Source organism: Spiroplasma sp. ChiS (assembly GCF_002968355.1).
In the GTDB taxonomy this organism is placed as follows: Bacteria; Bacillota_I; Bacilli_A; order Mycoplasmatales; family Mycoplasmataceae; genus Spiroplasma; species Spiroplasma citri.
The window spans coordinates 15274-36860 of sequence record NZ_PUUH01000092.1 but is presented as its reverse complement, the minus strand read 5'-3'; the positions used below and the strand labels follow the sequence as shown (position 1 = coordinate 36860).

The window sequence follows — 21587 nt, the reverse complement described above, 5'->3', positions numbered from 1 at the left end:
ACCATAATTAATTATAGTATATTAATAACAATATTCATATACTTAATTAACTATTTTTATAAAAATCTCTTGTTTTTTGCATAATTCGTTGCATTGCATTATCAACTTGGCGATAATTCAACTCTAATAACTGATGAATATTATAAATATTTTCACCAACAAACCATAATCAAAATACTTCTTTTTCTAAGGGCGACAATCGTTGATAAAATATTTTAATAATTTGTTTTTGTTCATCAAAACAAGCCATTTTATTAGAAAAATTATCATCTTTATTAATGATATTCTCATTAGTTAATTTAATATAATAATTTAAGACTCTATTTTTTAAATTAAAAAATTGGCGAATTTGTTTATGAATATCTCATGTGTAATGTTGAAAAATAAAATCTTTTAATTTTTTTGACGACTTGAGATTATACATTTTGGCACTTTCTAATACTGAAAAATATTTTAAACTTTCTAAATCAGCTAATTCAATTGGTAACCCAAAATACTTATAAAAAGTTCGTCGCTTAACATTTTCTAGAAAGGGCGCATATAATTTATATAAACTAAATAATGCTGTCTTATTATGACCTTCTTGAAATAAATAAAGTAATTCATATTCATTCATCGTAACAATAGTCAAATCCTTTCTAAATTAAATTCTATTGTTGCAACATTTTAATTTGATAAATTAAAATAGCACTAGCAACCGATACATTTAAAGAATCAAGATGACCTGCTGTTGGAATATAAATATTAAAATCAGCATGCTTTAATAATTTTGCACTAATTCCTGTTCCTTCATTACCGAGGATTAGACAAATTGGGGTATCATATTTTAATTCACTTACATTTTGTGCTTTTGTGGATAAACTTGTTGCATAGATTCAAAACCCTTGTTTTTTTAAATATTCAATTGCATTAGTTAAATTATTTACTCGACAAACTGGAACATAATTAAAAGCACCGGCAGATGTTTTGGCAACAGTAGCATTAATATCAACTTGTCGTTTATCTAAAATAATAACCCCATCAACATTAAACAAATCACAAGTTCGCAAAATTGCACCAAAATTATGTGGGTCAGAAATTTGATCAAGAACTAATAAAAATGGATGTTTATTTTGTAATGCTTTTGTTGTTATCGAAGCTAATGAATAATTTTGTGGTTTACAAATTTCTAATACCAAACTTTGATGCTTACTAGTTTGTACAAGTGTTGTCATTTCAACTGCTGAACAAAATACAACCTTAAGTTGACGACTTTTAGCTAGTTTTAAATAATAATCATTATTTTTCCCTTGTGGTAATAAATAAAGTTTATTAATTTTCACTGCTGGATTTAATAATGATTCCACAACAGGATTAATTCCATAAATGTATATATATTCTTGCATATTTTCTTCCTTTTCCTGTTTTATTATCCATAACCAATATTAATAAATTTCTTTATAAGTATTATAATTTAATTTGATATTTTTTAATAGTTTCTTTTAATTTTTTTATTGCTCGAGAATAAATTGCTAAATTTTTCTCTGTTTTACTTTTGAATTTAGTTGTTAAAGTTGGCACGATGCCAATATTTGCTTTCATCGGTTTTAAATCTCGTTGTTTTGGATTTGTAACATAGTTAACTAATGCTCCTAGCATAGTTTCTGAAGGAAATTTAATTAATGGTAAATCCATTACATATTGATAGACATTTAAGGCACATAATAATCCTACTGCCGCTGATTCTAAATAACCTTCTACACCAATAATTTGACCAGCAAAAAAAATTATTATTTTGTTTATATTGTAAAAATTGATTTAAAACTTTTGGCGAATTAATATAATTATTTTTATGTAAAACTCCATATCGAACAATATCTACTTTTGCTAACCCTGGAATAAATTGTTTAATAATTCGTTTTTGTTCTGGTCACGTTAGATTTGTCTGTCAGCCTACTAAATTATATAAACTATCAATTACATTATCTTGTCGTAATTGAACCACAGCAAACGGTTGGTTACCATTTTTGTCTATTAAATTATTACTACTCATTGGACCATTCAAAAGAATTTTTCGTGATGTTTATTCCATAATCTCAATTGGTTAATAACCTTTAAAATATTTTTCAAAATCTGCAATAGGTACTCGTTTTGCTTTTACTAATTCGGTAACTAATTGATTAAATTCATCTTCTGTTAATGGACAAATAATATAATCCTTTTGTTCTGAGTGTCGTGCGCCATAATATGCTTTTGAAAAATCAATTCCAGCTTTTGTTATAATTGGAGTTGAATTATCATAATAACACAATGCTTTCTTATCAATTAACTTCTTAAGTTCAAAAGCAAAATTTGCTGTTACTAATGGTCCAACAGCAATAATGGTAATTTGTTTTGGATCTATTTTAATAAATTCATCATAAATAATATTAATATTAGGATGATTTATTAAAGTTGCTGTAACTTTTTGTGAAAATAACTCGCGGTCAACACTAAGTGCATCATCAGCAGGAACTTGTACATCATAAGCTGTTTTTAAAATTAAAGAATCTAATAATTTTAACTCTTCTTTTAAAATACCAATTGCATTTTCTTTCGAAACACTACGAAAAGAATTAGAACAAACTAATTCTGCAAATGTATCTAATTTTTGAACTGGATTTTTAAATAATGTTTTTGCTTTATATAATTTTACTTTTAAACCACGTTTTGCTAACTGGTAAGCAATTTCACAGCCTGCTAACCCAGCGCCAATAACATTAATTTCTTTTTGTTTAATTATGTTACAAAATATCTTTTTCTACTAAAACCTTACGAAGTTCATCTGCTTTGACAAAATCCTTATTATTTTTTGACTTAATTCATTCTAATAAATATTTACGAATTTCACTACTAATTAATGGTAATTTAAAATTAAAATTCATAATATTAAAAATAATATTATAAAAATCACTAGCAAGTTGTAAATTAAGTTTTTTGTCACGTAATTGAGTATTAATAATTTTAGTCATTTTACTAATAATATTTAAAACATTCGGGCTATTCAAATTATTTGCTAACTCAGCAAGGACTTCCTTAACATTGTGACCATGTTGTGTTAAATTATAATTTAAATCATATTCAACTAAATATAAATTTATTGCTTTTAACACTTTAAAAATCTTTTCTGTTTCACCTTGCGCACTAATAATTAAAGTTTCTGTTACATTTAATGGTTGTGTATAATTAGTTGCATATAATAAGTAACGTAATGTATTTGCCCCATATAATTTAATAAAATCACGAACTAAAATAGTATTATTTAAAGATTTACTCATTTTTTTATCAGCAACATTTAAATGCCCATTATGCATTCAAATTTTTGCGATTTCCTTATTATTTTTTGCGAAAAATTGAATTCGTTCATTTTCATGATGAGGAAAAACTAAATCAATTCCTCCGGCATGAATGTCAATTGTTTCTTTATAAAAAAATTTATCAATTAAGACAGCACATTCCGTATGTCATCCTGGACGACCTTGATATAATTTACCTTTTTGATCATAAAAGGGGAAAGAAATCCCTTCTGTTGTTTGCTTTCATAATGCAAAGTCATATTGACTATGTTTGTTAGCATCATGTTCAATTCGAGCATTAGCTTCTAATTCTGAAATTTTTTTATTAGCTAATTGTCCATATTGTGTTTGATATTTTGCAATATCAAAATATACACTACCATTAACTTCATATGCAGCATTAATTTTAACTAATTTTTGAATAAAAGTAACAATATCTTTAACATGGTCTGTTACTCGTACTCACTTAGTTGGTGTTCTAACATTTAAATTAAAAACATCTTCTTCAAAAGCTTTAATATAAAATTCTGCAATCTCTTGTTCAGTTTTATGTTCTGCTGCTGCTTTAGCAATAATCTTATCATCAATATCCGTATAATTTTGAATATAATTAACCTCAATTTGTTGAAATTGTAAAAAACTAACTAATAAATCAACAGTAATAATTGCGCGAGCATTACCAATATGAATGTAATTATAGACAGTTGGTCCACAACCATAAATATTAATTTTTTTTGTTTGACTATAATCTGTAAAATTACGAGTCAAAGTATTATATAATTTCATACTTCACCCTCTTATCTATTTGCATCCAATTCCATTTTTTTTAAATGAAACAAAAGCATTTGAATATCAGCTGGATTGATTCCTGAAATTCGATTTGCTTGACCAATTGAAATTGGTCGAATCTTTTTAAATTTTTCTCGTGCTTCAAGTGCTAAGTTATCTACTAAGTCATAATTTAAATTAGCCGGAATTAATTTATTTTCCAACTTAATTGTTTTTAAAGCAATTTCTTGTTCTTTTTTTATATATCCTTCAAAGCGAATATTAATTAATAAGTTTTGTTTTAAAAATGATTTTAAATTATTTAACGGTGGTAACTCATCCTCTAAATATTTTAACTCAATATTTGGTCGTTTTAATAAATTATAACCAGAAATGCGTTCTGTAATCTTGGTAACACCTAAGTTAGCTAACTTTTGAATTAATGGTGATTTTACCGTGAAATAAGTTTCTTTTAATAATTGCATTACTTCATTATAACTTTGCACATTATTTTGATATTCTGTTCAACTTTTTTGATCAATTAAACCTAATTGATAAGCATAATTTTTTAACCGTTCTTCAGAATTATCATTCCGCAATAATAAGCGATATTCGGCACGGGAAGTTAATAAACGATAAGGTTCTTCCGTTCCTTTTGTAATTAAATCATCAATTAATACTCCAATATAAGCTTGATCACGACGTAAAATGAAAGGTTCTTTTTGATCAATACTTAAAACAGCATTAATTCCAGCCATTAAACCTTGACAAGCAGCTTCTTCATATCCACTTGTTCCATTGATTTGACCTGCTGTATATAAATTTTTAATTTTTTTTGTTTCTAATGTATGTTTTAACTGTGTTGGTACAACCGCATCATATTCAATTGCATAAGCTCATTTTAAAACTTCAACATTTTCGAATCCTGGCAAGGAACGGAGCATCTTTTCTTGTACATCAATTGGCATTGAAGTTGAAAACCCTTGAACATAAATTGTATTTAAACTCTTTGATTCTGGTTCTAAAAATATTTGATGACGTGGTTTATCAGCAAAGCGCACAATTTTATCCTCAAAACTTGGACAATAACGTGGTCCCGTTCCTTTTACATTCCCAGAGTACATTGCTGATGCTGTTAAATTGTTTTGCACAATACTATGTGTTTTTGGTGTTGAATGAATTAATCAACATAATTCTTGCTCTTCTAACGGTGTAAATGTTTTTGTTGAATAAGAAAAGGCTAGTTGCAAATCACTTCCTGGTTCTGGTTGTGCTTTGCTATAATCAATTGAAGTATTAAGAACTCGTGCTGGTGTGCCAGTTTTTAGGCGAAATAATTCAAACCCTAAATGTTTTAACTGCGTTGATAACCCTGCTGTTGTAATATCGCCATCAGGTCCTTCTGCTTTTTTTGTCATTCCTTGTAACACTAAAGATTGCATATATGTTCCTGTTGTTAAAATAACTTTTTTGGCAAAAAATTGTGTTTGGTCTTTTAACATTACCCCATAACAATTATTATCATGATCAACCAATAAGGATTGAACTGCTCCTTCATATAAATCTAAATTATCTTGCTTTTCAATTACTTTTTGCATATATTTTGCATATTGAATTTTATCTGATTGAGCACGTAAAGCTCATACAGCAGGCCCTCGCGAAGAATTTAATAATTTCATTTGCAAAGCTGTTGCATCAGCTGCTTTTGCCATTTCACCACCGATGGCGTCAATTTCACGAACAACAATTCCTTTCGCTGGACCACCAATTGAGGGATTACATGGCATTAATGCAATTTTATCTTTATGCAAAGTAACTAATAATGTTTTCTTCTGCATTCTTGCTGCAGCTAAACTTGCTTCAACTCCAGCATGACCAGCACCAATTACAATTACATCATATTTTTTCATTAAACTCCCTCCTTTATTACTTTTATATTAATTTAATTCTGTTTCAATTTGTTTTAATTCTTGTTCTACATTAACACGATTAAATAAGTTTTCTTTTTTCTCTATCGTTTTATTATATATGATTTCTTGCATTAACATTGTTTTAAATGTTAAATTAGTTAAATTAACATTAAAATAATCGGCAATCTTTTGGGCATTATCAACTAAAACTGGCTGCAATAAAAAGGCGCTAACGATAATAGTATAAGCTAAACTTGCTAAAGTTTCATGTAATTGCTCCATATTTTTGTTTTTTTCTAATTCCCAAGGTTTATTTTCTTCAATATATTTATTCGCCTTATTACATAGTTCTAAAATAATGCTTAATCCTTCTGAAATTTGATAAGCATCCATTGCTTGTTGATAATTTTGCACCGCTTGAGCACAACTTTCAATTAATACATTATCCAATTGTTGTTGTTTTACTAACTGTCCATTAAAATATTTGCTAATCATATTACTTACTCGTGATACCAAGTTCCCGATATTGTTGACTAAATGAGCATTGTATGATTCTAAAAACATTTCATAAGAAAATTTACCATCATTTTCAGTTGGAATTTCATATCCTAAATAAAACCGTAATGTATCACGCCCATATTTATCAATTAAATATAATGGATCAACAACATTTCCAATTGATTTACTCATTTTAGTATCTTTAAATAAAATTCAACCATGCGATAAAAGTTTATTAGGTTGCCGTAATCCTAAACTTTCTAACATACTTGGTCAATAAATAGTGTGAAACCGAGAAATTTCTTTTCCTAATAATTGTAAAATTTCAACATCCGGATTATTTCAAAATTTATTAAACAATGCATCATCATTTGACAAATAACCTAATGCTGTTAAATAATTTGATAAGGCATCAATTCAAACATAAATAATGTGTTTATCATTTTCTAATGTTTTAATTCCCCAAGAAAAAGTTGTTCTAGTAACAGATAAATCAGTTAAGTCCGGTAAAATAAAATTATTTAACATTTCATTTTTTCTTGCTTCTGGCTCAATAAAACCGGGATAATTATTATAATAATTAATTAAAAATTGACTATATTTTGAGACTTTGAAGAAATATGTTTCTTCTTTTACTTTTTGTGGCTTATTACCACAAACTAAACATTGGTTTGTTATCTTATCAATTTGTGCTTCAGTTAAAAATTCTTCACAACTAACACAATACAAACCTTCATACTCTCCTAAGTAAATATCCCCATTATTATATAATTTACTAAAAATCTTTTGGACTCCAACTTCATGTTCTTTATCAGTGGTACGAATAAACTTTGAATATTCAATTCCTAATTTATTTCATAATAATTTAAAATTATCAACAATCATTGTTATAAATTGATATGGCGTTATTCCCGCAGTTTTTGCTTTCTTTTCAATTTTTTCACCATGTTCATCGCTACCTGTTAAAAAGAAAGTTTCATAGCCAGCCATTTTTTTATAACGATTAAGAATATCAGCTAATGTCGTGGTATATGCATGCCCAATATGTAATTGTGCGCTTGGATAATAAATTGGGGTTGTAACATAAAATAATTTCTTGTTTTGACTCATAATATATCCCTCTCATTGTTATATGTTTAACAATATAAATTATATCGTATTTTTACCAATAAAATAAGGGTTTTTAAAAGGTAATTAATGCCTTTGTAAAAATAATAAAATAAAATCTATTTGCATTAGTTTATCAGCATATTTTTCTTTCAATATTTGAACAGCATCAGCATATAAATTATCGTGTCATTCTTTAATATCTAATTTTTCTTTAAAATAACTAAAAGCCAATGTTTTAGCATTTTGTAATAATGAATCAATTAGTAATGACAATGTTTTATAAGTATCAACCAAGACTAATTCTAAACGATATGTAAAATCTTCATCAGTAATAACACGGCCATTATTCCGAATTAAAACAACATTATCATATAATAATTGAATTGGATTTGTTGAATCATGAATTTTTTCTGTATTTAAAACTAACTTTAGTTGATCACGAATATTACTAAAATGCTTTTCTAAAATAGGATTTTTCATTTTTTTGCTCTCCTTAATTGCTTTAATTGTCTCCATTATCAACTCGTAAATAAACCAGCGATAGTAACGATAGTTTTCTAGATTATTTTTTTAATATTAATTCTTATATAAATATCATAGCATAAGAAATATCTTTTTTAGAAAAATAAAAAAACACTAAAATATTTTTTAGTGTTTTTTTATTTTAAATTAAACTGTAGCAAAGTATAATAATGTACGTACCATTTGTGATACATATGACATTTCATTATCATATCATGCATATACTTTAACTAATTGTTTACCATCACGTTCAATAATTTTTGTTAATGTTGCATCAAAAATTGATCCATGTGTTTCACCAATAATATCTGATGAAACAATTGGTTGTGTATTATAACCAAAAGTTTCTGAAGCTGCTGCTTTCATTGCATTATTAATTTCTTCAACTGTTGTTGTTTTTTTCAATTCAACTGCTAAGTCAACGATTGAACCAGTAATAGTTGGAACACGTAATGCCATTCCATCAAATCTACCTTCTAATTGTGGTAATACTAACGCAACGGCTGCTGCTGCTCCTGTTTTAGTTGGAACAATATTTGAAAAAGCAGCACGTGCTCTTCTTAAATCATCATGTGCTAAGTCCAACAATCTTTGATCATTTGTTACCGCGTGAACAGTTGTCATGTATCCTTTTTCAATTCCAAATTTTTTATCTAATACTTTTGCCATTGGTGCTAAACAGTTAGTTGTACAGCTTGCTCCTGAAATAATAGTATCTTCCTTTTTAATTTCCTTGTGGTTTACATTATAAACAATTGTTTTAACATCTGTTCCTTTTGCTGGAGCTGAGATTAAAACTTTTTTTGCTCCTGCTGTAAGATGTTTTGAAGCACCAGCACGATCAGCAAAGAATCCTGTTGATTCAACAACAACATCAATTCCTAATTTACCTCATGGTAACTCAGTAGGGTCTTTTTGGGCATAAACATTTATTTTTTTCCCATCAACAATAATAACTCCTTCTTCTGAAGAAATTTTTCCTCGTTTTCACCCTCCTTGGACTGAATCAAGTTCTAATAATGTTGCTAAAGTTTTTGCCTCTGTTAAATCGTTAATTGCGACAATTTCAACATTTTTTTCGTCAAATAATCTTCTAAAAGCTAAACGGCCAATACGTCCAAATCCGTTAATTGCAATTTTTGTCATCTACTTTTTCTCCTCTACATATATTTAATACTCTTAGTCTGCAATAAAAAAATTGCATACTTACTATATATTTTACAACCTATAGGCCTAATTTGCAAGAAAATTAGAAAATATCCAAATAAAGGTTATTTTATTGATAGGATGCCTCATTTCAAATACTTTATTAAGGAAAAACTTGAACTTGTTAATTGCTTACAATACTAATTAAAACTATTTGTATATCCTACATAATATTTTATTATTAAACTAACAAATATTGTCTAAAGTTATTAATCTTCATTAATAACTTTTACATCCGTAATTTTATGACTTACATTATAATTATAAAAATAATACACTTGTATTTATAATTTATAATATTTCGTTTTTTCTATCTCCCAATTTAATGTCGAAAGTGTAAACCTAACTCATGCATTTTTTCTTTAATTTCTGTTAATAATTTTTCTCCTAAATTTTTAATATTTTTAATTTAATTTTCTGTTTTTGAAACTAAATCAGATAATCTATAAATTTTTGCTTTTTCTAAACAAATTTGTGTACATTGCGTAATTTCTAAATCATCAATACTATGATTCAATAATTGATTTCGCTCCGTTTCATCCATTTCTAACCAAATAGTTATTTGTTCTTGAATTTCATTTGAATTATTACCCAGTAAATTTGGAATAGCTCCAAAAAAATATTGTTGTAGTAAATAATAAATTAAAAATTCTTTTCATATCTTGTTTCCCTTTCAATTCTTTAATTACTTCTAAATAATTAAAACATCTTTATTTTTAGAAACCACAATACATATAATCATACTGCTTTTAACAAATGTGGTTAAGAGAAAATCTCCTTAGATTGTTAATTTTTCCACATAGTCCTCATCAGTTCTTCTACTATTTCCTAACAATTCTAATTCTGTTGCTAATCCTCGGATCCGATCAACAATTCTTAATGCTTTTACTTTGTTAATTTCTTTATCATTAATTTCAGCTTTGACATTTGCATAAATTGTTGTTAAAGCTGTTGTTGTAAAATTTGATGAAAAAAAAGTTGGTAACTGACGACTAATACGGTCATTTAAAATACGAAATAATAAATCATCACGAACTCATGGAGAAACAGTTTCTCCCCCAATATCATCTAAAAATAAGACATCAGCTCCTAATAGAATTTCAACTAAAGATGATTCACTATTAAAAAGATTAAATGATTCTTTTACTCGATTAATTAAATTAATTATTGAAATAAAAGCAACTTTACGATTATTATTTGCTAAAACATTAGCTAAGCGAATTAATAAATAAGTTTTGCCAACTCCTGGTTGGCCATAAATATATAAGCCTTTTTTTCGTTGGCCTTTAACAAATTTGACCATTTCCCCAATAATAATATGCATATTATTAAAATTTTCATCTTTTTTAATATCATTTAATCGTAATTTTAATAATTCATCACTAAAGTCATAATAAAGATAGTTATTTTTAACTTTATTTTTTTCTTTGATAACTATTGTATGCTCACATTCAATTCGTGTTAAAAACAAATTATCATTTTCTTTTTTAATATAATATTTATAACCTTTAAATGGTTGTTGGCATAAAGATAAAGATAATGATTTTTCACATTGATGATAATTATTTAAATATTCTTGAAAGAGTGACTCAAACTGTTGATAATTATTAATATTAAACTCAATTTCTTGTAAATTAAACATTAATTCTTCGTTATTTTGAAGTTGTTTTAACAAATTTAGTTTTGACATTGCCTCAATCTCTCTTTCATTTTTACTATTATAAATTTTTTAAATCATCTAATAATTGTGGAAGATTAACTTTCTTAATTCCTTGTTCTTGACGTTTTTGTTCATAAATTTTATTATATTCTAATTCAGCCATATTATGCTTAACTGTTTTTTCTTTCCATTGATATGTTTTTGCTTTAATAGCATCCTTTGTAACTTTACTTTTTTGTGTTTTTGCATAAGCACTACGTAAATGCTCCATCGCTTTATCAACAGTATTAATTTGTAGTTGATGAAAAGTATTTGCAATTTTTTCACAATACTTTCTTTCAATTCGATGAGTATTTTTAAATCAAACATATTCAATTAAACAATTAACTACTCCCGGGGTTAATGAATAATTAATAATTAAATCACGAATTAATTCAATCTCAATTGGTGTTGGTTTCTTATTTTCTCGTAGTAAAGTTAAATATTGAATTGGATCAATTGAAACCATTTCATTAATTTTTGCTTCTAACATGTTAGTTCGCTTAATAATATTTTCATCACTAACAATTAAATTTAATTGTTCCCCATTAAGTTGTTTTTTTAATAATGTTTTTTGATGAAAATCAGATAGCAAATGTTGAAATGTCTCATAATTAAAAATTCTTTCTTTGGCAGTTAACTCAATACTTTTGTAAATAAAAATAGCAAGATTATTTGTTAAAACATTATAATAATTTGCTAATTGGATAATTTTTTCACGATATGGTAAGTATAATTTATGATTTGCATTTTTTGATGCTAAGTATTTATCAATATAGACAAAATCAAATGTCATTACTTTATTACTTAATTGGTCAGATAAATCATTAAGATTTTGTTTGTCTTCTTGATTATTAAGAATAAATTTAGCTTTAATAATTGCAAAAGATTTTTCTCCTACAATATTTAATAAATAATTACTTAAAATTTGATTTTCAAAAAAAGCAATTGCGGAAATTGGTAATTGTGGTTTTAAAATATAATGCTTTCCTTTTTCTCGTTTTAAAATTTTTAATAAGCCAATTGTTTCTAATTTACTTTTTGCTACTAAAAATTCGTCATATGATATTTGTAATAATGTTAAAAGACTATTTAAATGATATTTAGTATTTAATTCTAAGATGAAATCTTGTGCTGTTAAAGCAATATATAACATATGTGCTTTATCGCCAATAATTGGACGATATAAACATAAAAGTAACATACGTTCATCATCTGACAATTGATACTCTTGTTTAATTAAATAAGTAGTTTCCTTTTCCATCATTTTCCCGTTCCTCTTTGTTTAATCATTAATAATATTATAACGAACAATTAATAAGTAAATATAATTTGTTAAAATAATGCTATTAGCTGACTTATCCACAATCTCTTTTAATAAAAATAGTTATAACTATTAAGTTTTTAAAACTTTTCCACATATAAACAATTTTAACTATTACATGTTTTCTGTTTTTTAAATTTAATTGGTGTTAAAACTAATAATCCTTTCTGTGTACATCATAAAGCAATGCTATGACGTAAAATAATTAATTTATATAAAATAGTAAAGCTGGAAATAACCATTGGCAAATAAATTGCCAATTGAATTGGAAACTTAATTGCTCTAAAAACAAAAGCCATTGAGAAAAATACTTGTTTCAGACCCGTTGCATATAATCATAAAACATTAAATGCAAATGAAATTAAAGCAAAACTAATTGTATATAAGATAATTGTTTTTAATATTCAAAATTTATGACTTTTAAATAAAAAAACCATACTTCCTAAAAAACCATACAAAGCAAGATTAAAAGCAAAACCACTATGATATGTTCCAGCAATATTTACCAAAGCCCCTAAAGCGTCAGTAGCCAAACCACTTAATACACCAAAAAATGGTCCAAATAACATTCCAATCACAAAAATTAAAAAGTTACCTAATGCTAATTTAATTACTCCTCCTCCCATAAATGGAAATGGAATAGTATAACTAATGACATTTGTTAAAATGACAGATAATGCAATTAATAAACTTGTAATTGTAATTGTTAAAATACTAATTTTTTTTCAATTTTTATAATCTAATAATACTCCAATATAAAATAAAATAGCAATCCCTAACCAAGCACCAATGTTTGTTAATACATATATCATATTTTACATCCTTTCTAAATAAAACTGATAAACTAATGGAATAAAGTATAGTGACCCACAAACTAAAATATTTTTTGTTTTATTTTGCAATAATAATTTTTTTCAATTTTTAATCTTATTCTGCATCTTAATATTATTAATGTCCCATGACATTGGATGTTGAAATTCCGTAATATATAAATCGTTACCAAAATGTTCCTTCAATAAAGTTAAATTTTGCATATAATTTTTTTTTTGGGAAGAAGCATACAATACTAATACTTCATTTCGATTCAAATTATGTAACATTTCAAAAGTATGAATACAGGCACGAATTCCTTCTGGATTATGTGCTCCATCAATAATAAAATATGGATTTTTACTTAATTGGGTAAAACGCCCTAAGATTGGATTTACTTTAAAAAGCTCATAATTAATTTTAAACTTAAAAACTTTTAAAAACTTAATAACTAAACCAACATTAAATTCTTGATAATAATTAATTGCTTGTGGGCAAATTTCGCTTGTAATAATATTATCCAAATCATGATATTTTGCAATCAAATTAAAATATTTTTTACAACTAGCACTAATAAAAAGTTTACAATTGCTTTTTGCAATTCCAACTTTATTTTGAATAATACTATCCAAACTATTACCTAACACTTCAGTATGTTCATAATCAATTGAAGTTAATAAAACAGCTAATTGATTGTTAAAAACATTAGTTGCATCTAAACAACCACCAATCCCAGCTTCAATAATAGCAATATCAATTTTTTGTTCTAAAAAATATTTAATACAAATTAAAACTCAAATTTCAAAAAAAGTTAACTGATAAGTTTTAATTTCTCCTTTAATTTCTTTGATAATTCGTTTTAAATCATTATCGTTAATCATCTTATTATTAATTTTAATTCGTTCATTATGTTTTAAAAATGCTGGTGAAGTAAAAAGACCCACCCGTTTATAATTTAACATCAATTGACTGTGTAAGTAATTTGAAACTGATCCTTTTCCATTTGTGCCAACAACATTAATTACTTTAATTTTATTTTGTGCATCAGCATATTTTTTTGTTAATAATTTTGCCAAATTATATTTTTTTTGAAAAAATGTTGCCTTAAAAAGTTGTTTTTTAACATCCATTGTAACCTCTTACTTTAATAATGGTTTTAGATATTGTGCAGTATAACTAGTATCACTTTTTAAAACAAGTTGTTCTGGTGTTCCTGTTGCAACAATCGTCCCACCACCAATCCCACCTTCGGGTCCTAAATCAATAATATAATCAGCCATTTTAATAACATCTAAGTTATGTTCAATTGTAATAACAGTATCACCATTATCAACAATTTTATTCAAAACCACCAACAATCTTTTAACATCATCAACATGCAACCCCGTTGTTGGTTCATCTAATAAAAATAAAGTTTTACCAGTTGTCCGTTTTAACAAAAAGGTTGATAACTTAACCCGCTGCGCTTCTCCACCAGATAATTCTGTTGCTGATTGTCCTAATTTAATATAACCTAAACCAACCTCTTGCATTATTGCTAACTTCTGGTTAATTTTTGGTTGCGCCGCAAAAAAATCACAAGCTTGGTCAACTGTCATTTCTAAAACATCATAAATATTTTTATCTTTGAATTTAACTAATAATGTTTCATCATTATAGCGTTTTCCTTCACAAACTTCACAAGAAACATAAACTGTTGGCAGAAAGTGCATTGAAATCTTAATAATTCCATCACCCTGACAGTGTTCACAGCGTCCGCCTGGAACATTAAAAGAAAAACGACCTTTTAAGTACCCTCGTGCTTTAGCCTCATTCGTATTCGCAAATAAATCACGAATATCATCAAAAACTGATGTATAAGTCGCAGGATTACTACGTGGTGTTTTCCCAATTGGATCTTGGGAAATATTAATTACTTTATCAATATTATCAATCCCAACAATTTTATCATGTGCACCTGGACGTTCAGTTGCTAAACCTAAATTTTTCTTAATACCCTTTCATAAAATTTCATTCATCAAAGTTGATTTACCACTTCCTGAAACGCCTGTCAAACAAACAAATTTATTTAAAGGAATTGTAACATTAATATTTTTTAAATTGTTTTCTCGTGCTCCTTTAATTTCTAATACTAAACCATTACCACTACGCCGTTTTTTTGGAACATTAATTGCTAATTCACCAGTTAAATATTTACCAGTAATTGAATTTGGATTTTGTTTAATATCATCAATGCTTCCTGCAGCGACAACTTCACCACCATTAATCCCTGCACGTGGACCAATATCAACAATATAATCACTAGCACGAATCGTATCTTCATCGTGTTCGACCACAATTAAAGTATTTCCTAAATCACGTAAACTTTTTAATGTTTCAATTAATTTATCATTATCTCGTTGATGTAATCCGATTGAAGGTTCATCTAGCACATACAAAACCCCTGTTAACTGACTGCCAATTTGTGTTGCTAATCGAATCCGCTGGGCTTCTCCACCTGATAATGTTGAAGCATTACGTGATAACGTTAAATAACCTAAGCCAACTCGACTTAAGAAATCCAAACGATTAACTAATTCATTAATAATTAACCGCGCAATTTCTTGTTGTGATTCTGTTAATTTTAAATTTAAAACTTCTTTTAATTCATCCTCAACAGATAAAACAGTAAATTCAGAAATACTAATATTATTAATTTTAACTGACAAAGAAATTTCATTTAACCGATTTCCTAAACAAGTTCCACACTTTTTATCTGTCATAAATTGTTTATAATATTCACGTGCTGATTCACTTGATGTTTCCGTATAACGACGTTCAATTAACTCCCCTATTCCCTCAATATAATCATATCCCCGCATAATGTTTCCACTAGCTGTTTTTAAATTATATTCAATTGGTTCATCACTACCACGAATCAAATATTCTAGTTGCTCTTTTGTTAAATCACTAACTGGTTGCTCTAACACAATATGATAATGATTAGCTAAAATTTTAAACTTTTGTCATTCAATATTTGTTGTATTAACAATATTTTTTAAATAAATTATTGCCCCTTGTAAAATTGATAATGATCGATTAGGTATCAATAAATCTTCATCAACTTCTAATTTTACTCCTAAGCCTTTACATTCACTACAAGCCCCTGATGGTGAATTAAATGAAAACAACCGTGGTTGTAATTCTGGAATAACAAAACCACAAATACTACATGAATAATTAGTTGAAAAAAGCATTTCTTTTTTTTGATCAACAAAATCAATTTTTACTAATGCATTACCATATTTTAATGCTACTTCAATTGCATCATGAATTCGACTTAATAAATCTGCTGATTCTTTATAAACCAAACGGTCAATAATAATATCAATATTTTGCCGTTTATTTTTATCTAATTCAATTTCTTCATCCAAAGTTTTGATTTCATCATTAACTTTTACCCGAATAAAACTTTCCTGCTTCAAACGTGCAAATAAATCTTTAAAACTACCTTTTTTATCACGAACTACTGGTGATAAAATCATAAATTTTTCACCTTCTGTTAAAAGTTGTTTTAAATTATTTATGATTTCTTTAACTGTTACCGATTTAATAACCCCATGACCATTAATACAATATGGCGTACCAACTCGTGCATACAATAAGCGGAGATAATCATAAATTTCTGTAACTGTTCCAACAGTACTACGGGGATTATGACTAGTTGTTTTTTGGTCAATAGAAATCGCTGGTGATAATCCTTCAATTCCATCAACATCAGGTTTTTCATTTCCACCTAAAAATTGGCGAGCATAACTTGATAGACTTTCAATATAACGACGTCGTCCTTCCGCATAAATGGTATTAAAAGCTAATGATGATTTTCCGCTTCCTGATAAACCAGTAAAAACAACTAATTTCTCTTTAGGTACTTTAACATCAATATTCTTTAAATTATTTTCTCGAGCACCTTTAACAACGATTCAATCTTTTCCCATTTTCTCACCCTCTTAATTAGTTTTTTATAAATTAGCATCATAAAATAATCTTATTTTTAAAAAAGAAAATTATAAATTTTTAACATGTAAAAATGACTAAATCTAAGTTTAAAAAATCTAACATTAACTGTCAGATTAATAAAATTAGTTAAGTTCTGTCACAATTTGACTTACTTTGGTTTCAAGAAAATAAGCATATTCTTTAATTAATTCTTCTTGTCCTTCTAAGAAGAATAAAATTTTCATGATTTTTTCTTTTAGGTCTGAAACTTCTTCATCACTACTATAATTTTCAATAAAATAGATTTCAACTAATTGATCTACAATTTCTTCATCAACAACTGATTGTTCATAATAATTATTGTAATTAGCTTCATTTAAAATTTCACCAACAAAATCACGAAAAAGTTTATCATCATTAATTTTAGTTTTAATTTCTAATAATAATTCCTTTAATTCTGGTTTCATAACTTCCTCCCTTGTTTAAACTACTTATATTGTACTATATAAATTAATTATTTGTTTAGATAAATAATTTGTTATATTGTTTTAAATATTGCTCACGATGTTTATTAATTGTAAGCAATTGCTTACTAATTAATGTTTTTTTCGTTAAAAATTCACTTTCTTCAATTTCAAATGGTTTTAAAATTAGAATTACAACATTCTGTAATCTTAATACTAATTCTTGATTATCCAATAATTGAATAGCATTAGTTAATATTTTTTCATAATTAAATCCTGCTAAAGAATCATTTACGGGGCCAATTAGTTTGGTCGTACTTTTTAAAAGCAATCGTTGTAAGCGATCATATTCATCATCAAAATAGTTTCGTTTAATATAAAACTCAACTTCTTTTTCAAAGTCATTAGTATTTTTTGACTTTTTTCGACGGAAAATATTACGATGATTACCGGTTGTATATCCTTTAGCAACTAAATTTGATAAATCTGTTGTTAAATCAATATTTTCGTCAACCTTTACTGTTACAATAAACAAAACTCGTAAGACATAACCAATAAAAATTTGATTATTTTTATCATTAAAATCATAATATTTTAAAATATCTAAACAAGTCATAATATCATTCCGCATTGATTCTATTTGATAACAATGATATAGTTTAGTTAATTCATCAACTAAAACTTTAATATTACTATCCATCCTACCCCCCGCTTTATGCTCCTATTATGATTTTACCATATCTGACAAAATTACAAATGGTAAATTAATATTATGGTCTTGTAAAAACATAATTTTTTCTAACCGAGATAATTGTTTAAAAGCCGCCTCGCGTTGCATTGCTGCAGAACGGGTTGCATATTCTTCACTATAAATTATTTTAACCGGTCGTCGTTTTGCTAAAGATGTATATTTTGCTCCAGTCCCCATATTATGTTCTTGTTCACGCCGATTTAAATTAACTGTATAACCAGCATAGAGAGTCTCATCAGCACAGAATAAGACATAAAAATAATGTTTTGGCATAATATCTTAAACCATCGTTTCAAAATCAAGAACTTTGTCAGCTCAATTAACATTAAAATTAATATCATGAGTTGTAATTAGAACTGTTCCATCAAAGGCTTGAATTGCTTCTAACAATGCTTCTTTGGCTAAAACATCAATATGCTTTGTTGGCTCATCTAAAATTAGTAAACTACATGGTTGTAAAGATAATGCTGATAACCGAACCTTAGTTTGTTCGCCACCCGATAATTTTGTCATCTGATTTTGCATTAAAGTACTTTTAACTCCAAAGTTGGCTAAAATACTTCGAATTCGGCCTTCTTCCAAGTCTGGGTATAAGTTTTTTAAATATTCAATTGGCGTAATATCCATTAATTGTTCAATTTGATGAAAATAAGTAATGAATACTCCATTATCAATTTTTAATGTCCCACCTAACTTAGGAAGATTTCCCGCTAAAGTATTTAGAAAGGTTGTTTTTCCAATTTCATTATATCCTCGCACAATACATTTTTCACCATTCCGAATGTCAAATGTTAATGGTTTAATTAAAGGAAATTGATAACCTATTGCTAATTGCTCAGTACTAACAATAGTTGTACTAGCGGGCCTCTTATACTTAAAAATAAATTTTGGTTTTGTTAATTCATGTCGTTTATCCATTACTTCGATTTTATCAATTTGTTTTTGCCGTGATTGAGCACTTTTTGCTGTTGAAGCACGAGCCTTATTTTTTGCAACATAAGTTTCTAATTTTTTAATTAAACTTTCTTGTCCTTTTTGCACTTTATCATATTGTTCATTTTTTAATTTACTTAATGCTAAATATTGTTGATAATTACCAACATAGCGGTTAATACTTAAATTTTCAATAGCATAAATTATTTTCGCTACTTTGTTAATAAAGTCAATATCATGTGAAACAACTAGAAAAGCTTTTTCATAATTTTGCAAAAATTTAGATAATCATTCAACTTGTTCTAAATCTAAAAAGTTAGTTGGTTCATCTAATAACAAAAAATCATTTTCCGATAATAATAACTTTGCTAAAATAACTTTTCCTCGTTGACCACCTGATAATTCTGATAATTTAACATTCAATTTTTCTGGGTCAATTCCTAAACCATCAACTAAACTACGAATTTCCTTATCAATTGTTTCAAAACCATTTTGATCTAAGTGCTCTTGTAATTTGAGTGATTTAACAAGTTCATCTTCATCATAATTAAGACTCATTTTTTCATAAATTGCATAAATTTTTTCCTTAATTTCAAATAAATGTTGATATGTTAATTTTAAAAATTGCTTGACTGTTAATGTTCCATCTAACTCTTGATGTTGGTCTAAATAGCCAATTTTTACTCTTGGATGCACTTCAATGTTTGCTTCATCAGGAATAAGTTTCCCATAAATAATACTTAATAATGTTGTTTTTCCTGTTCCATTTGCTCCAATTAAAGCTAAATGTTCACCTTTATTAATTCGAATTGCTGAATTTTTATAGAGAACTTTTCCCCCGTTAGCATGACTTAAATTTTCAATATTAATTAAACTCATTTTAACCTCAATATTTTATTCCAAGATATGATTATATCTTATTTTATTGAAAATTAAAATAGCTTATCGCTTTTAACCTCATCTTCTCTTCTTTGGTTAAAAAAATAAAAAGATGAAAGCTAGTTCTGAGTAGTTTTAAATAACTAAGAATTTAGTTTAAAACCTTTTTTGATAGCATCATCTTTAGGTGTAATCGTTGCTATTGTACCATCAATTGAAATTTTAATTTTATCTGTTAAGTTAGGATATTTGTCTTCAATTTGTGCTAGAATTTCCTTTTTAATACCCTCTTCATTAGTTTTATCTGTCTCTTTTAATTTGTCAAGCTTAAATTCTTCTAACAATGTTTTTAAGTTTGTATCTTTTATTGATTTTTTAATTTGACAACTAACCAATAAGGTTGGTGATGTTAATAATCCTACTGTTGTTAATAGCATTAACAATTTTTTCATTCTATATGTTTCCTTTCCAATGTATTTTGATATAATAAAAGATTTTATATTTTCTTTTATGAAATCATTATAAAAAAAAGCAATAAAAATTGCTAAATAATCTCAAGTAATTAAGAATTAGTTTTCATTATTTTTTATTAGTTATTTTACTAAACCTAAAAAAGTTTTTGGTTCTAAACTAGCTCCGCCAACTAAGACTCCATCAATATCTGGTTGAGCTAATAATTCTTGAATATTTTCCGGTTTAACACTACCTCCATATTGGATTCGTATCACATTTGCTACCACTTCATCATAAAGACTAGCAATTTTTGCTCTAATTATTGCACAAACATTTTGGGCAATTTCAGCTGTTGCTGTTTTCCCTGTTCCAATTGCTCAAATTGGTTCATAAGCAATAACAATTGTTTTTGCATCTTCAAAATCAATTCCTTGTAATGCTTTTTCAATTTGTGTTTCAACAATTTGCTGTGTTTCATTATTTTCATATTGTTGCAATGTTTCACCACAACAAATAATTGGTACCATCCCTTTTGCTAAGATTTTTTTTGCTTTTAAGTTTACTGTTTCATTAGTTTCATTAAACATTTCACGACGTTCTGAGTGACCAATAATAACATGAGTAATCTTTAAATCTTCTAGCATTTCAACTGAAATTTCACCAGTAAAAGCACCAAAATCTTCATAATGACAATTTTGCGCCGCAATAATTAAATTATGTGCATGTTGTTTTGCCACTGCTAAATTAACAAACGGTATCGCAATACCAGCATCAAGTTTTAAATCATGACATACATGATCAACTTGTTTTAAAAAATCAATTGTTTCATTTGTTGTTTTATGCATTTTTCAATTTCCAATAATAATTGGTTTTCGCATTCTTCTCCCTCGTTTCTATATAACATTTTAATTATATACTTAAATTTTAACGATTTCTTAATAAAATATTAACTTTCTTAATGTTATAAT

At 26.9% G+C, this 21587-nt stretch carries 19 protein-coding genes and 1 pseudogene; all 20 read right to left on the bottom strand.

Going from position 1 to position 21587, the window contains the following annotated elements:
* Positions 1 to 46 precede the first annotated feature (46 nt).
* The 20 genes and pseudogenes from C6B38_RS03390 to tpiA all read right to left on the bottom strand — a co-directional run bounded on the left by C6B38_RS03390 (position 47) and on the right by tpiA (position 21497).
* Positions 47 to 616, bottom strand: a complete 570-nt coding sequence (locus tag C6B38_RS03390; RefSeq protein ID WP_105298658.1) for an RNA polymerase subunit sigma — start codon at positions 614 to 616, stop codon at positions 47 to 49.
* Between the two features lie 34 nt (positions 617 to 650).
* Positions 651 to 1385, bottom strand: coding sequence for a 23S rRNA (guanosine(2251)-2'-O)-methyltransferase RlmB (gene rlmB, locus C6B38_RS03385; RefSeq protein WP_105298657.1), 735 nt, complete (start codon positions 1383 to 1385; stop codon positions 651 to 653).
* A 61-nt stretch (positions 1386 to 1446) separates the two neighbouring features.
* Positions 1447 to 2758: pseudogene (gene trmFO, locus C6B38_RS03380) on the bottom strand (methylenetetrahydrofolate--tRNA-(uracil(54)-C(5))-methyltransferase (FADH(2)-oxidizing) TrmFO).
* Between the two features lie 4 nt (positions 2759 to 2762).
* Positions 2763 to 4100, bottom strand: coding sequence for a cysteine--tRNA ligase (gene cysS, locus C6B38_RS03375; RefSeq protein ID WP_105298656.1), 1338 nt, complete (start codon positions 4098 to 4100; stop codon positions 2763 to 2765).
* 11 nt (positions 4101 to 4111) lie between these two features.
* Positions 4112 to 5995, bottom strand: coding sequence for a tRNA uridine-5-carboxymethylaminomethyl(34) synthesis enzyme MnmG (gene mnmG / locus C6B38_RS03370; protein WP_443028743.1), 1884 nt, complete (start codon positions 5993 to 5995; stop codon positions 4112 to 4114).
* A 24-nt stretch (positions 5996 to 6019) separates the two neighbouring features.
* Positions 6020 to 7600, bottom strand: a complete 1581-nt coding sequence (gene metG, locus C6B38_RS03365) for a methionine--tRNA ligase (protein WP_105298654.1) — start codon at positions 7598 to 7600, stop codon at positions 6020 to 6022.
* An 84-nt stretch (positions 7601 to 7684) separates the two neighbouring features.
* Positions 7685 to 8080, bottom strand: coding sequence for a hypothetical protein (locus C6B38_RS03360; RefSeq protein WP_233485503.1), 396 nt, complete (start codon positions 8078 to 8080; stop codon positions 7685 to 7687).
* A 189-nt stretch (positions 8081 to 8269) separates the two neighbouring features.
* Positions 8270 to 9268 carry a type I glyceraldehyde-3-phosphate dehydrogenase gene (gap, locus tag C6B38_RS03355; RefSeq protein WP_105298653.1) on the bottom strand — a complete coding sequence of 333 codons (999 nt, stop codon included), beginning with the start codon at positions 9266 to 9268 and terminating at the stop codon, positions 8270 to 8272.
* 469 nt (positions 9269 to 9737) lie between these two features.
* On the bottom strand, positions 9738 to 9872 hold the full coding sequence (locus tag C6B38_RS11860) for a DNA-directed RNA polymerase subunit alpha C-terminal domain-containing protein (protein ID WP_255401061.1): 135 nt from the start codon (positions 9870 to 9872) through the stop codon (positions 9738 to 9740).
* Positions 9873 to 10106: 234 nt separating this feature from the next.
* Complete coding sequence (locus C6B38_RS03345) at positions 10107 to 11018, bottom strand: ATP-binding protein (protein WP_105298652.1); 912 nt, start codon at positions 11016 to 11018, stop codon at positions 10107 to 10109.
* A gap of 28 nt (positions 11019 to 11046) precedes the next feature.
* The gene (locus tag C6B38_RS03340; protein WP_105298651.1) at positions 11047 to 12294 is read right to left on the bottom strand and encodes a DnaD domain protein; all 1248 of its coding nucleotides are present in this window, start codon (positions 12292 to 12294) and stop codon (positions 11047 to 11049) included.
* Positions 12295 to 12458: 164 nt separating this feature from the next.
* Positions 12459 to 13163 carry a folate family ECF transporter S component gene (locus C6B38_RS03335; protein ID WP_105298650.1) on the bottom strand — a complete coding sequence of 235 codons (705 nt, stop codon included), beginning with the start codon at positions 13161 to 13163 and terminating at the stop codon, positions 12459 to 12461.
* 3 nt (positions 13164 to 13166) lie between these two features.
* Positions 13167 to 14291, bottom strand: coding sequence for a bifunctional folylpolyglutamate synthase/dihydrofolate synthase (locus C6B38_RS03330; RefSeq protein ID WP_105298649.1), 1125 nt, complete (start codon positions 14289 to 14291; stop codon positions 13167 to 13169).
* Between the two features lie 9 nt (positions 14292 to 14300).
* Complete coding sequence (gene uvrA / locus C6B38_RS03325; protein WP_105298648.1) at positions 14301 to 17138, bottom strand: excinuclease ABC subunit UvrA; 2838 nt, start codon at positions 17136 to 17138, stop codon at positions 14301 to 14303.
* Positions 17139 to 17282: 144 nt separating this feature from the next.
* On the bottom strand, positions 17283 to 17606 hold the full coding sequence (locus C6B38_RS03320; RefSeq protein WP_105298647.1) for a hypothetical protein: 324 nt from the start codon (positions 17604 to 17606) through the stop codon (positions 17283 to 17285).
* 55 nt (positions 17607 to 17661) lie between these two features.
* On the bottom strand, positions 17662 to 18303 hold the full coding sequence (locus tag C6B38_RS03315; protein ID WP_105298646.1) for a hypothetical protein: 642 nt from the start codon (positions 18301 to 18303) through the stop codon (positions 17662 to 17664).
* A gap of 24 nt (positions 18304 to 18327) precedes the next feature.
* Positions 18328 to 18627: a GIY-YIG nuclease family protein gene (locus C6B38_RS03310; protein WP_004028301.1), complete on the bottom strand. Its 300-nt coding sequence runs from the start codon at positions 18625 to 18627 to the stop codon at positions 18328 to 18330.
* 6 nt (positions 18628 to 18633) lie between these two features.
* Positions 18634 to 20166, bottom strand: coding sequence for an ABC-F family ATP-binding cassette domain-containing protein (locus tag C6B38_RS03305; RefSeq protein WP_105298645.1), 1533 nt, complete (start codon positions 20164 to 20166; stop codon positions 18634 to 18636).
* Between the two features lie 143 nt (positions 20167 to 20309).
* Positions 20310 to 20618: a hypothetical protein gene (locus C6B38_RS03300; RefSeq protein ID WP_105298644.1), complete on the bottom strand. Its 309-nt coding sequence runs from the start codon at positions 20616 to 20618 to the stop codon at positions 20310 to 20312.
* Positions 20619 to 20759: 141 nt separating this feature from the next.
* Positions 20760 to 21497 (bottom strand): triose-phosphate isomerase, encoded by a 738-nt coding sequence (tpiA, locus tag C6B38_RS03295; protein WP_105298643.1) that lies wholly within the window; start codon positions 21495 to 21497, stop codon positions 20760 to 20762.
* Positions 21498 to 21587 lie beyond the last annotated feature (90 nt).